The 13,534-nt window shown below is 40.6% G+C and carries 11 protein-coding genes; all 11 read left to right on the top strand.

Annotation, left to right across the window (positions count from 1 at the left end; genetic code table 11):
• Positions 1–50: 50 nt before the first annotated feature.
• Positions 51–1,631, top strand: coding sequence for an ATP-binding protein (locus ACN0T0_RS19360; RefSeq protein WP_417228384.1), 1,581 nt, complete (start codon positions 51–53; stop codon positions 1,629–1,631).
• A 907-nt stretch (positions 1,632–2,538) separates the two neighbouring features.
• The gene (locus ACN0T0_RS19355) at positions 2,539–4,416 is read left to right on the top strand and encodes a site-specific integrase (protein WP_417228383.1); all 1,878 of its coding nucleotides are present in this window, start codon (positions 2,539–2,541) and stop codon (positions 4,414–4,416) included.
• Between the two features lie 514 nt (positions 4,417–4,930).
• The gene (locus ACN0T0_RS19350) at positions 4,931–5,476 is read left to right on the top strand and encodes a PIN domain-containing protein (protein WP_417228382.1); all 546 of its coding nucleotides are present in this window, start codon (positions 4,931–4,933) and stop codon (positions 5,474–5,476) included.
• Between the two features lie 129 nt (positions 5,477–5,605).
• Positions 5,606–6,142, top strand: coding sequence for a hypothetical protein (locus ACN0T0_RS19345; protein WP_417228381.1), 537 nt, complete (start codon positions 5,606–5,608; stop codon positions 6,140–6,142).
• A gap of 44 nt (positions 6,143–6,186) precedes the next feature.
• Positions 6,187–6,492, top strand: a complete 306-nt coding sequence (locus tag ACN0T0_RS19340; protein WP_417228380.1) for a hypothetical protein — start codon at positions 6,187–6,189, stop codon at positions 6,490–6,492.
• 546 nt (positions 6,493–7,038) lie between these two features.
• Complete coding sequence (locus ACN0T0_RS19335; RefSeq protein WP_417228379.1) at positions 7,039–7,551, top strand: DUF6680 family protein; 513 nt, start codon at positions 7,039–7,041, stop codon at positions 7,549–7,551.
• Between the two features lie 883 nt (positions 7,552–8,434).
• Entirely contained in the window at positions 8,435–9,181 is a 747-nt protein-coding gene (locus ACN0T0_RS19330) for a KilA-N domain-containing protein (protein ID WP_417228378.1), read from the top strand.
• Positions 9,182–9,266: 85 nt separating this feature from the next.
• Positions 9,267–10,703, top strand: coding sequence for a hypothetical protein (locus ACN0T0_RS19325; RefSeq protein WP_417228377.1), 1,437 nt, complete (start codon positions 9,267–9,269; stop codon positions 10,701–10,703).
• A gap of 138 nt (positions 10,704–10,841) precedes the next feature.
• Positions 10,842–12,047, top strand: a complete 1,206-nt coding sequence (dgt, locus tag ACN0T0_RS19320; RefSeq protein WP_417228376.1) for a dGTP triphosphohydrolase — start codon at positions 10,842–10,844, stop codon at positions 12,045–12,047.
• Positions 12,048–12,078: 31 nt separating this feature from the next.
• A complete protein-coding gene (locus ACN0T0_RS19315; RefSeq protein ID WP_417228375.1) occupies positions 12,079–12,792 on the top strand; it encodes a hypothetical protein in 714 nt (237 codons plus the stop codon).
• A 144-nt stretch (positions 12,793–12,936) separates the two neighbouring features.
• Positions 12,937–13,534, top strand: a 598-nt coding sequence (locus tag ACN0T0_RS19310; RefSeq protein WP_417228374.1) for a hypothetical protein, incomplete at its 3' end; no start/stop codon positions are given.

Here is a 13,534-nt window from a genome sequence, read left to right as displayed (position 1 = left end):
TTGTCATAAGACTGACATACCATAGTGAAAAAACATGATGGAACTCTACGATGCATACCAGCCCCCTTAGCCCGGCCATTAAAACCGCTCATCCTGATTTAGTCGACCCCGAGGTTAGGACACTGCTCAGCAGCGAGGCTAGTTGGTTGTTGGATGCTATTGAGAATATTGCCGAAGCCTTTGTTTATTGGGGGCCGGATGATCGACTGGTGATGTGTAACAGCCAATATCCTTCACAATTTATGGAGCCGGATAAAGTCAGGCCTGGGGTGCATTTTTCTGAGTTGGTAGAACAGAATATTCGAACCGGTCGAGTGGTACGCTTTAATGATATTAATGATGTGCCAGCATCCCCCGAGGCCTATCGTGAAAAACGGATGGCGATGCATCACAGTGGTCACGGCACCTTCGAAGTCGAGAATTATTCTGGTAAATGGCTGCAAGCCAGAGAGCGTAAAACCCGGGATGGCGGCACGGTGGGCATCTACACCGATATCACCGGGATTAAACAGGCAGAGCAGCGAGAACATCAGGCAGCCATCGCTGAAGCCCAAGCTAATCAGGGAAAATCACGCTTTCTGGCCGCAGCTAGCCATGATCTACGCCAGCCGTTGCATGCGATGGGGATACTTGTCAGCGCGCTGTCTGGGCGATTAAAAGCCCCGGAAGAGCGTGATCTGCTCGCCGGTATCGATACGTGCCTAAATACCATGCAAAGCCTGTTTGATTCATTATTAGATATCTCTCGATTGGATGCGGGTGTTATCGAGCCAGAACAACAGCCTCTTGATTTGAGCCAACTGTTAAAACATGTCGAACAGGAGTTTTCACCGCAAGCGCAGAGCAAAGGGTTAACCTTAACCGTGCGTGGCACCGCGCACTATAGTTACAGTGATAGTTCGATGCTGGGGCGTATATTACGCAACTTAATGGCCAATGCGATTAAGTATACGGATGCTGGACGGGTGCTGGTTGCCGTCAGACCCCATGCGGACGCATTAGCGCTGGAAGTGTGGGATACCGGTATTGGTTTTCCAACAGCCCAGATCGATACCATGTTAGGTGAGTTTAAACAGCTTGAGGTGGGCAAGGTCAGAAGGCAAGGTTTAGGGCTGGGATTATCGATCGCTAGTAGGCTCTGTAATATGTTGCAACACCCGCTAGAGATTCGCTCGATAGAGGGGCGTGGTTCGATGTTTAGGGTGGTTATTCCGCTACATCAACCCAGCCAAACGGTTGCGGCCACCGCTCAGCCTAGGTGTTACTCCGATATGAGCCAGCGCTATATCGTTGTATTAGATGATGATCAGGATAACCTTAAAGCAACCGCTCTGTTATTACGCGACTGGGGTTGCCGAGTGGAGACAGCGGCGAACCTCACCGAGATTGAGCAGATCAAAGACTGCCCAGACCTTATGTTAGTCGATCACCACCTAAGTGATAATGAAAAGGGTACCGACGCCATTGATCTATTAAGCGCCAAATTCGCTAAAAAAATAGCGGGCTTAGTGATCACCGGCGATACCGAGCCAGAGCAACTGCAACAGATTAAAGCTCAAGGCTATCCGGTGGTGCATAAACCACTTAAACCGATGAAATTAAGAGCGTTATTGCAGCAGCGATTTTCTTAGTCGCTCGGGGATTTATATAATAAGCGCGCCACTTTTTAATTAAAGGGAGAGGGGCGTGAATTCAATTCAAAGTCTAAGTGCCAGCCAGCCAAGCAAGCTTGTTGTTTGAAATGAGGCTATGCATTCTATTTCACAGTAAATTGCTTATCATTTAAACGGATATTTCATGCCTTCAAGAGCCTGAGGCTCTGTACGAAGTTCGTTATCGAAAGCTTCAAAGGTTATTGCTTCAAGAACAAAATCCCGCTGTTCGGCCAGGCACGTTATGTGCTTCATTGAGAATGAAAACGATCCTAGTGACCTTTATCAGGCTTGTTGCGGCATCGATAATGTCTCTCACCGATGACAGTACACTGATGTTGATTGGGTGTGTTTTTGTGGCCATAACACTATCCCGTATATCAATTTAATACACAGTCACAGTGATAGGCACCCTAGCAAGACGGAAATAGGGGGACGGTTAAGCAAATATAAGAATCGATTCAGACTCCGGTGCGTATCCTTTCAGTTGATCACGATCTACAAATGCCGTTAGCTGCGATAAAGGGGTGGTGATTATGGCAGTTTTGAGTGTGTGCTGCTCATCGAAAAAGGGCCCGTTTTACTGACAAATAAGACGCTTTATTGGTCAAAAAATGACACCGATTAGTTGAGCAAAAGATGTCTATTTATAGGGGTGTAAATTGCTCATCTGTGGCACAAGTAATCTTGATTTGTAGCACAAAAGTGCTACACTATTGACTTAGCGTGTTTTTAACTTGTTGATAAATAAGTGGTTTAATTTCTGTGGGAGCCCCCGCTAGGCTCCACCAATTCCAACGTAGATCCGCGGTTCACGCGGCCTCCAGCGTACTGAAATTTGGTCAATCCCCTTTTGTGCTACCAACCTGTGATACTGAGGTTGTTTATGAGCGCGAAAATTCCTAATACATATCGTCGTAAAAATGGCATCTACTACGTCTGTTTCAGATGGCCTGCCGAGCTTTGCAAGCACTTTAACCTCGCTAATCCTTTAATTCGCTTCTCAACCACCACGGCTAATGAGTCTGAAGCAAGATATCGCTCAGCTATTGTTAGATCGAATTATTATATGCTGATTGGTGAGCTTTCTGATTTGTTATATAATGGCGCGTCGTTATCTAACCCATCAAGGTTTCTGACTTATGTCATTCTTTATCTAAGAAGTCAGAAGCAGGAGTATCTAAACATGGTTATGAAGGAGTTCGAATATCCCAATATAGCGCTCAACTCCTCATCGACTCCTCAAGAAAGTTCAGCGGCGGATGCTGTTGAAGTGACCACTGTTACCTCAAAGCAGGGCAATCTATTATCGGTAGACGGTGTTGAAGTGACCACCGTTACATCAAAGCGGCGTAATCCAGTACCGACAGACGCTGTTGAAGTGACCACCGTTATCTCAAAGCAGCGCAATTCATTACCGACAGACTCGCCTGATAATAAAATCATCATCGAAGATTTTCCTGATGGGCGTCGGAGAAAGTATTCAGATTTAACTGACCCTGTTGCTGCTAATGCTGAGCTTGTTCAATTTGAACAGATGAGCGCTAAGCTTGGCGGTACTGGCGGGGGAATTGGCGGCGGGACTTCATTGGGTGGGCCTTCAGTAGAGGTCGTTGCTGCCCAGTTTAAAGAAGAAAAAAAGCGTGATGATTGGAGTAATCCTAAGACATATTCTATTCGTGTGTGTCGATTAGAAAGGGTTGTTGACTGGCTAGGGCGTAATAAAGATATAACGAGTCTTAAGCGAAAAGATATCCTTGAGGTTAGAAAAAAGATCCGCAGTTTATATGAACCTGACCGAAAACGTCGTTCACCGAAAGATGGAAAAATGTCCTTGCACACGGCTAAGAGCCATATGCAAATCTGTAAAGCGTTGTTCGCATATGCATCAGATGAAGACATCATTGAAACCAATATAGCCGCAGATGTTTTTTTGAAGCTATCCGGTTCATCAACGAGCAAGTTGTCCTATCTGCCTTACATGAAAGAAGAAGTGGCCGCGATGCTCAATGGCTATGTCTATAACCTTCAGGAGCTTCCACGGCAGCGGGATTTGATTGATGCGTTCTTCTGGCAGCCTTTCATCGCCATGTTTTCAGGTGCGCGTGTCGGTGAGCTTTGTCAGTTAACCATTGGCGATATCAATGTGAGAGATGTAGTCGACAGTAACGGTCATGTTAAAGACCGGATTTGGTACTTCTGGTTAAACGATGAAGAGCTCGCTCAGGCTCTAAAAACAGAATCGTCACGGCGAGAAGTCCCGATACATAGCGCTATTTTAAAGGCCGGATTTCTTGAATTTGTTGCACTACGAAAACAGGAAGAGAAGGGCAATTTAACCAAGCCACTCTTTCTGAGTCCTAATAAGTCTAAAGATGTGAATGCTACACGTGCGGTGGGGCGGTGGTTCAATGGTGAAACAGGGTTCAAAGGGTATTTAGACAACTTCTCGATCAAAAATCGAGATAGGAAGTGTTTTCATAGCTTTCGCCATACCTGTGTTAAAGCCTTAAGAAGTCAGCACTTTGATAACGAAGCGATAGCGGCGACGGTAGGGCACGAGCCTAACTCGATGACGGGTAAATATGGCGATGGCTTTGAGCTTGAAACTTTGAAAGAGATCATTGAGCACATCGATTATGGGGTTAACTTATCTCATATTCACTTTGCCAAATACCTGCCTTACCAGCAATGTAAAGGTCAGCCGATTAAAAATCGACACTTAGCCATAGCTAGAACCAAACGAACACTACCTGAGATATAGTTAAAATCCGTATTTAAGGCGGCATTTGCTGCCTTTTGTCTGTCTCGCTACCAAAGAGCTTGGCTGGTCATTTAAGCCGAAAATTCTCCATTTTTTTGCAGGTTCTCACGAGAGTAAGGTCTTGGTAGTAGTTCAGTGAGTAACTCTAGGTGTTTTGGTGCACCTGCTTGGTATTAGCATGGATGCGTTTTATAGGCATTTCTTTATGTGATATACAGTATGATTTGAACTTTTCTAGGAAAGGGGACACACTTAGTTTTCGTACCTGTCTGTTTATTCGGTTGGTGATAGTTTAATCATCAATATAATCAATAGGTTATTGATTTGGTTTACAAGTTTATATGCCACTCGTCACCGAAATAGTGTGCACGCACGCTTTTCTGGAAGGGAATAGTCAAACTATGGAAGGTTTCAGAATGAAATCAGTTGGTTACAAGCAGAAGCCCGGTAGTTCTCGCCAGTATATCAGGCACGCACACGAATAAGCTGTTAGCTTTACAAAGGAGGCCACACATTGAAGTGGGCATTTATCGACTATGAAAACATTGGATGTCTTAGCAAAGTCGACCTTTCGGCTTATAGCAAGGTAGTCCTTTTTCTTGGGGCAAAGCAGCCCAAGATCGATCTTGGCGACAAAAAATATGACGCGCCTATTGAGCTGGTTCTGGTCCAGCTGAAAGCAACGCAGTCCAATAACCTAGATTTCCATCTGTCGTATTATCTTGGTAAGTACGATAGTGAAGCTGCTTCAAACGTCACCTTTGAAATCATCAGCAATGATAAGGGTTTCTCTCCACTTATTGCCCACATCAAAACAAACGGCAGAACGTGCAAGCAGGTCAAGGTAGCCACAGCTCCGAGCATAAAGAGTAAGCTGATAAGCTCATTAACCTCTAAGCCGAAAGACAAACGCCCGAAAAAAGTTGCAAGCCTTCGGAACCATATAGCTGCGCATATGGCGGTTAAAGGGAATGAAGTAGCAATACAAAACTATTTTAATCAACTAGTTAATGAAAAGCTTATCAAGGTTTCTGGCGATGAAGTCGAATATAAAAGCTAATAATGCGTTCAAATGCGAACGCGAACTGCGCGTCGCTTTAACGAGGCGTTATGTGCAAGTAAGTCTTTTACCGAGAGTAATTTAATTAGGATATAAAAAATATTAATTTGATATTAAAGGAAAAGTTAAGTGAAGAAGTTGGTAGTAGGAATATTTTCATTTTTAATGATCTCTAATGCTTATGCATACGATTGGAGTTGGATATATTCATCGAGTCAGGATGAGTTTTCGAATGAAAAAACATATATAGCATACATCAGCGAGCCGATAAGAGTGAACTTTAGCGAGTATGTTTCAGAATATGATTTTGAGATCTTTAAATTTGGCTTAAGATGCGATATTTCTGATTCAGGCAAAGTTGATCGTCTTTTAACTTTCGAGGTTGGTAGCGCTCTTTCTTATTATAATTCACCAGTTAGAATTCTAATTAAGGTTGGCGAAACGAAGAGAGTGTTTAGTGGAAGAATGTATAGAGACTCAATGAAAGGGGGCTATACCTCCTTAACATCACAAGAATTTTCAGAGCTTTCAAATATTTTGTCCAAAGGGCAGGACGTTTTATATCGCGTGGAACCTATAGGTGAAGGTGAGTCCGATGGGGCCAGATTAACGTTAAGAGGTTCAGCTAAATCGTTGAAGCAACTTTCTCATTATTGTGATACATGATTGTTCGTTAAGATTGTATTGGTAGTTTGAAATAGGGAATGGTCATGGATTATGAAAAATCAGAAGAGTTTGTTTTTCTCCTTGATAGCGGTGAATTTGCCATGCCTGTAAAAGTGGAAAACAAAGATACAAAGAACTCTTGTTTTCGTTCAGCACCGCAGTCAGTAAATAAACTCGGAAGCATTTGGGCAGAAAATGAAGTAGAAGTATCAGAGTCAGAAATGATAAGTGATGTAATATCAAAAGGACGAAGAACTCGTTGTGTTAGCCATAGCAAGCCTAAGCCAAGTTTAAAAGGGCTTAATTCAAAAGATGTTGTTGCTGTATATGTTCGTCATAAAATCACATAACAAACGCAGGCAGTCGGAAACCAAAAGCTGTTCGCCTTTGTGCATTTGCTTCGCAAATTATCGCAAAAATTCACTCAACTTTTGTTTCCGCTGCTGCGAGCGTTATGTTGCCTTAGTAGGCGCAGTGTGACTTTGAAGAATTGGCAGTAAATGTAAACATGGAGGTTAATGCTGACATCTCGTTTGGGTTGGAACCCCAAGTGACCGAGCTAATTGAAACTATCAACGATGGCGTAAAGAAAGCAAAGGAGCTTGTTATGAAAATATCAGACGTTAAATCATGTGTGTGGTGCGGAATGGCGTTCTTGCGAGGCCATGGTGGGACATTCCAACCCTTACGAGAGATGGTGTATTAATTAAAGTGTTTGCAGCCAGTAAGAACGTAAAGAGGTTCAAGTCCTCTCCCTCGCACCAATTATTAACGTGTTGTTGTGCATTGAGCAACAACATAACAAGTCAAGTCAGCATCGTCATTTTGTGGCGGGACGCGCTAAGGCGCGCCGCTGCTTGAGGCGTTAGTTTAGCAATCTCACACGGAGAATATTTTTGACTATTTCAGATTGGATAATGATTTCAGCTGTATTTCTAGGACCTATTGTAGCGGTTCAGTTAACTAAATATTTAGATGCAAAAAAAGAAAAGCGGCAACGTAAATTAGATATATTTAAAACACTGATGGCAACTAGATCTTATTCAACGTCATGGGATCATGTTATGACGTTAAATCGTATTGATTTAGAGTTTGAGCGTTCAAATGCAAAGGAAAAGGCGGTTATTGATTCTTGGAAGCAATATCTAGACTTACTTGGTGATAAAACCATTACAGGTGAGCAATGGGGAGCTAAACGAATAGAATTGCTTGTCGAATTGCTTTATAAAATGGCTTTAGTATTAGATTACGACTTCGATAAAACACATATAAAAAATTCCTCTTACTCTCCGGTTGCTCATGGCAATATAGATGCACAACAAACAAAAATACGAGAAGGTATTCTTGATATCCTTGAAGGAAAACGTAATATTCCTATGCATGTAACCAATCTTTCAGAGCAAGGTTAGCCGATTAAAAATCGACACTTAGCAATAGCTAGAAACAAACGAATGCTTCCTGAGGTATAGTTAAAACGAGTATTTAAGGCGGCATTTGCTGCCTTTTGACTGTCTGGCTATCAAAGAGCTAGTGCTGGTCATTTAAGCTGAAAATTCTCCATTTTTTTGCAGGTGCTCACGAGAGCATGGTCTTAATAGCAGTTCAGTGAGTAACTCTAAATGTTTTGTTAGGCGTACTAGCCGACCTTAACTTGCTTAATGTTATAAGCAAGTTAAGGCTTGTTTGCATAGCGTAGAGCTCTATCCCAGAGAAGGTTTGTTTGGTTTGAAAGGTTCTGTGTAAACAAGAGCACTCGCCATTAATCTAAAAATATCCTATAGACAATGGCGAGAAGGTGTTCGGGCATTTGCAGAGCAGCTACTCAGGTCATCGAGTATAGTATTTTAAATTCGCGGGGATACCTCAGAGGCAGAGCCCTTTCTTTACTTCGGATCGACGCGAATCTAAATATGAGCTGTGTAGCACGATTTAAACCTGAGCGTTGATGAAGTGCCGGGGAATCATAGGAGTTTTTGTATGTATATACAGTTTATTTTATTCTGTACAGCGGTTATGCTCAGTATATAGTTAGATAAAGGCTTGTGTTGCTGCTTAAGTATTTAGCAAAACATAATAAAAACAAAAGGATAGGTTGAAAACGCCGGTGGATATTAAACTGGGTAAGGAATGCATATGCGCATTCTCGTTTTTGTCTTAAGGGAGTTTACGATGTTCAAAAATTCCTCTTATTTATCTGATAATTATCATTCCTTTTGTGCATTTAGCTCGGCATGCATATGGGCTGGCAATAGTATTGAAATGTTAGCTTCAAAATAAATCGAGGAATCTAAAATGGATCAAATGGCTCTCATACCTCGGGTTGAAGAGGGAGAAATCATTCCTCAACGTATTGGTGATGGTTATATTAGTGCGACAGCACTTTGCCAGTCGGTAGGTAAACAATTCTCAGATTATCGTGCCTTAAAAGGTACTCAGGCTTTTCTCACTGAATTAACAGCACAAACAGGATTGTCTGAACAGCAACTTATTCATGTTATTCGTGGTGGAAATGCGCAATATCAAGGTACATGGGTTCATCCGTTCTTAGCAATCAACCTTGGTCAGTGGCTATCACCAAAATTTGCTGTAAAAGTATCTCAATGGGTTACTGAATGGCAGCAAGGTGGTGCTAAGGCAGTAATGCCTGTGCATATTGATCGATATATGCAGAATAGAGGTAAGGTTCCTTATACCCATTTCTCTATGTTAAATGAGCTTACTTTGAATCTTATTGCTCCAATGGAGCAGGCTGGCTATACCTTGCCTCAAGAGATGGTTCCAGATATATCCGAAGGTAGGATGTTTTGTAAGTGGCTCCGAGATAATAAAGATATCGAGCCGAACACTTTTCCGACTTATCAACATTCATACCCTGATGGCCGAGTTGTACAGGCAAAACTGTATCCAATAGAATTATACGAAGATTTTAGACATCATTTTAATGAGATCTGGCTTCCTAAGCAGGCCTCAAAGTATTTCAGTCAACGAGATAAAATAGCTTTGCAGTTTGTAGAAACTTTGTTACTACCAGCAGCGTAAAGCTAACAAATCATAGCATTCGGACGCAGCAAAGCAGCTGCGCCGGTGTTTGAGGCGTTAGGCTCCACGATACATTGAGGGAACAATGAGATTTTCTGAATATTTTGACTTAAATAGGACTCAGCCATATTTGGATTTTGTGGATATTCCACTTGATACAGATCTCCCTGTATTTTTGGAACCTAGCGCCATTAAAGCTCTCAGGTCACCTTGGGGAGTTGAGCTATCTTCAATGCTTCAGACTTTTTTTGATACGGTTTTGCGGCTTATTCAATCAGGTGAAAACACTAAAGCTCAACAGTTACTATCTTCGCTAAACGAGCGTAATGAATTTCATCTTGGGTACTCTACTGGTGAATCTAAAGGGCATGATGGTTTTGGCTTAGAATCAGCAGAAACAGTTTGGGGAGCGTTAAGTACAAGTGACGCTGCTGTTACAGGGCTACTTAAAGATCTAGAAGATACTGCATTACTAATTCCAGGTATTGGAACAGATATGATATCCGATGCCGTCAGCAATATTATCCGTGGACCGTTAATTAAGTACACTCAGGACATGTGTGTTTACTACGGTATGTCACTTACTCCAGATGTCGCATCAGGCCCAATCTGGAATCCACAAAGAGAAATCTGGGAAGAATCCCTAATTCCATTACCAATGACTAGCTACGGAAAGGTCATATTGGTACCAAAAATATTGGTACGCCATCGGTTGTCGTATCAATACAACGAGTATTATCGGCACTACATTCTTCCTGAGATGCAACATGAGCACCTAGCGGGTCATTCATCTCTGGTTGAAGTGTTAAAGGATGGTAGTGAAAGGGTTACAAAAAAAGCTCTTATTGACAAGTACGGAAACGATAAGCTAGCTGTCGTGGAGCAGACAAAAGTACGGCCGCAAATTTTACAAGAGTACAAAGACCAAAAATCTAGTAAGCCTTCTGTGCCGCTCACTCAAGAACAGTTCTCAGAAGTTGAGGCAATAGATCTTCCGGACCTAGACTCTATAGTTCAGGAGTTAAAGGCACTTAATACCGGAAGGGATACCGCTGGGCGATACGAGGATTTAATTGAAAAGATACTATCTGTTATTCTTTATCCTTCCCTTTGCAACCCAATGAAACAGCATAATATTCATGATGGAAGGAAGCGTATAGATATTACGTACACCAATGAGGCAAAAACCGGTTTTTTCTACTGGCTATCCTTACACTATCCATGCCCAATGATTTTTATTGAATGTAAAAATTACGGGAAAGAAGTTGGAAACCCTGAGATTGATCAGCTTGCTGGGCGTTTTTCACCTAGCAGAGGACAGGTCGGAATTTTGATTTGTCGTTCAATTGAAGATAAAGCAAGATTGTATCAGCGCTGCGTAGATACAGCAAAAGATAGACGTGGATATATGCTGGCTCTGGATGATGAGGATGTTTTTGGGATGGTTGATGCTTACAAGCAAGACTCGGAAAATCAAACCTTCAACAATCTTAGAGCTTTATGGGGGCGTCTAATTGAATAAAATTCTAACAAGTGCAATCAACGGATAAATTTATACTGGCTTTTCGCTTTGTTCAATTATAGCCAACTCAATTTACCTCTGTTGCAAAGCATTATAAGCCTCAATAGTGGATGCCACACAATTAATTATGGATGATTCATGTACGATTTAGAAACAAAAGAATATGCGCAAACTCAAGAGGAGATAATATCTAAACTCGAGTTTCGTATACACCATCCAGAAGACAATAGATCTGAAAATCGTGATGATGTTATGAGAGATTATGCTCGCGTTCTATATTCATCTTCTTTTCGTCGGCTACAAGGGAAAATGCAACTACTTGGCATAGATGCCAATAAATTTAATCGTAACCGATTAACTCACAGTTTGGAAGTTGCTCAAATTGCAAGATCAATTGCTTATGATCTTGAATTAAAACATGCTGTTGTTTCAGAAACAGCTTCTCTCGCACATGATATTGGTAACCCTCCTTTTGGGCACTCTGGTGAAGTTGTTTTAAATAAATTATGCGATAGCTCTGGCGGCTATGAAGGAAATGCTCAGGCATTTAGAATTCTACGTACATTAGAAAAGAAGCATTATTCATATTCTGGTTTAAATCTTACTTTAAGAACACTGATGGGCGTAACAAAGTACTTTTATCGAAAAGGCACTAATCCTAATAAATTTCTATACGATAATGATTATGCTTTTTTATCCGAACAATTAGCTGAGCATGGAATTACTGTTACTAAAAGTATTGATGCTGAAATTATGGATTTAGCTGATGAAATTGCATACGCCGCGCATGACTTAGAAGATGCTTTGAGCTTTGGGATGATTACTCTTGGTGAAATTCTATATGAATTCAAAATTAGCAAGAAATACTCAGTCGCACTCGATTCTTTTTCAGATATAGTTAAAACTGTTCAAGCTGATGCAATGAAATCTCATATTCTGAGTACATCTGAAGAGTATTCTATGATCCTAAAAAAGGAAATAACATCAATAATTGTTAATACTTTATGTCGGGATATTGGTTTAGTTAATGGTGTTTTAGGCTATAAAACACATAGTTTATTAGCTGAAGGTCTAAAGAAACTTCTTTTTAAAGCTATTCTAAGAAAAAAAGATGTCCAGTTATATGAAAAGAAAGGCGAGAAAGTTATTAAAGGTTTATTTGAAGTGTACTTAGATGAATCTTTTAATAAAGAGAGTATGCTATTACCTCCTGAGCTAAGGAGATTAAATGAACCTAAGGAAAGGTTAGTAACTGATTATATCTCTGGAATGATGGATAATTATGCGATTCAAGAATATGAAAAGTATTTTGGAGTAGGCTCTTCAGACAAGATATTTGGATGAAATGTCATGTTTATAAAATAAGGAAAATACATTGAAGATCGATAATCTGGGGCTGCACCAGTTCTTAATTGAAAAAGATATCACGCATTTTCATCATGCTAACTCCTTAGCAACAGCCTCTTCTTACATTGGTTCTAATGGTTTGTTATCTAGAGGTTGCATAGAAGATAGAGGGTTGTTTCAAACAGCACAATCTTCAGACGAAATTGATAGGAAGTATGATGTTTGGTACGATATATTTTTAGATACTGTTGATTTGCATGGTCATTTTTCTAGGCAAAACCTTTATGGGCCAGTATTGTTTAAATTTAGTATTGATATCCTGCTAAATAATGAAATAGATATTTGGATAACAAAAAACAATCCGATTTATTGGGATGAAAATACAACTAATGAAGAAAAATATTTTCAAGGAATAGAAGACCTTATTCAGTGTTGGGATAACTTTGATAGACAAAGAAAAATGTTCACAATAAGAAAGCCTAGAAGAGCTCTTTTATTTGAGTCATTAGAAGAGATAATGTTAGATAACCCTAAAGTAAAAATTTACGGGGAAATTGATCCATTCATTGAAGCACAAAGCACTTTGTATCAGCTTACTGAAAATAAATTAGAGCTAAGAGAATTAATGGTGCAAAGAGAATGTAATCGGTGTTTTTGTCATGATAATTACTTGAAACAAGTGTCTGAGGTAAAAATAGCACGACTATTTTTACCTCAGACACATCGTAACTTCCCAAAATGAGGCTTATAACAAAGCATTTAAGAGTGATTCGCAACGCTTGGAATTTTTGGTTTGAGTCAGCTTTAATATTTACGGCACAATAGGTTAGGTTCAATGGCAGCGTTGCTCACTACTTAACGCTGCGTTAGATTTAAGAGGGAACTTATGATCGGAGAAATCCATAAATCTATACAAAGCGCTTCTCAAACACTTACTTTATTGAGTAAAGTTCGTTGTGTGGAAAGCTACTCATTTCCTCCTGAATATAAGTCTAAAAACTTATATTCTTGGCCTTCTCAGTTTGAAAATGATAGTGATGTAATTTCCTTTCTTAAAGGGAAAAACATAGCCTTAGGAAATAACTATCGAGTCAAATCGTATCCAGTACCATATAATAAATATCAAAGTTATAAAAGCATTGACATTCCAGAAGTTGCTAAAGTTCGTTTGGCTCGTTCGTTATTGCATGTTTATCAGGTCATAACTGAAAAGAAGGCTGTTACAAAAATAACAGCTGTTTGGGATTTTGCACAGCATCCGGCACGTTCATACCCTACGTCCATGTCTGATGTACGTGGCTTGGATGAGTTCTCGAAACATCGGGATGCCATGCTTGTTATTGATCGTGCGAATGAAAAATTTAGTATTAAACTACCTGCATTTTCTTATCGTGCACTACTTGCCGCTGCGGCAGAGCTTGATCACTATCCAATAGAAATTGAGGATAGAAGCAAGTTCGTCGGAAGTTCTACGGATAAAGCAG

Origin of the sequence: Amphritea sp. (assembly GCF_048266285.1) — a bacterium.
In the GTDB taxonomy this organism is placed as follows: Bacteria; Pseudomonadota; Gammaproteobacteria; order Pseudomonadales; family Balneatricaceae; genus Amphritea.
The sequence above is the reverse complement of the archived record's forward strand: the minus strand, read 5'-3'. Positions and strand labels throughout refer to the sequence as shown.

Bases quoted from the DNA above. Each gene is read 5' to 3' on its own strand.
- ACN0T0_RS19360 (WP_417228384.1), top strand. From the start codon at position 51: ATGCATACCAGCCCCCTTAGCCCGGCCATTAAAACCGCTCATCCTGAT.
- ACN0T0_RS19355 (WP_417228383.1), top strand. From the start codon at position 2,539: ATGAGCGCGAAAATTCCTAATACATATCGTCGTAAAAATGGCATCTAC.
- ACN0T0_RS19340 (WP_417228380.1), top strand. From the start codon at position 6,187: ATGGATTATGAAAAATCAGAAGAGTTTGTTTTTCTCCTTGATAGCGGT.
- ACN0T0_RS19330 (WP_417228378.1), top strand. From the start codon at position 8,435: ATGGATCAAATGGCTCTCATACCTCGGGTTGAAGAGGGAGAAATCATT.
- ACN0T0_RS19325 (WP_417228377.1), top strand. From the start codon at position 9,267: ATGAGATTTTCTGAATATTTTGACTTAAATAGGACTCAGCCATATTTG.
- dgt (WP_417228376.1), top strand. From the start codon at position 10,842: ATGTACGATTTAGAAACAAAAGAATATGCGCAAACTCAAGAGGAGATA.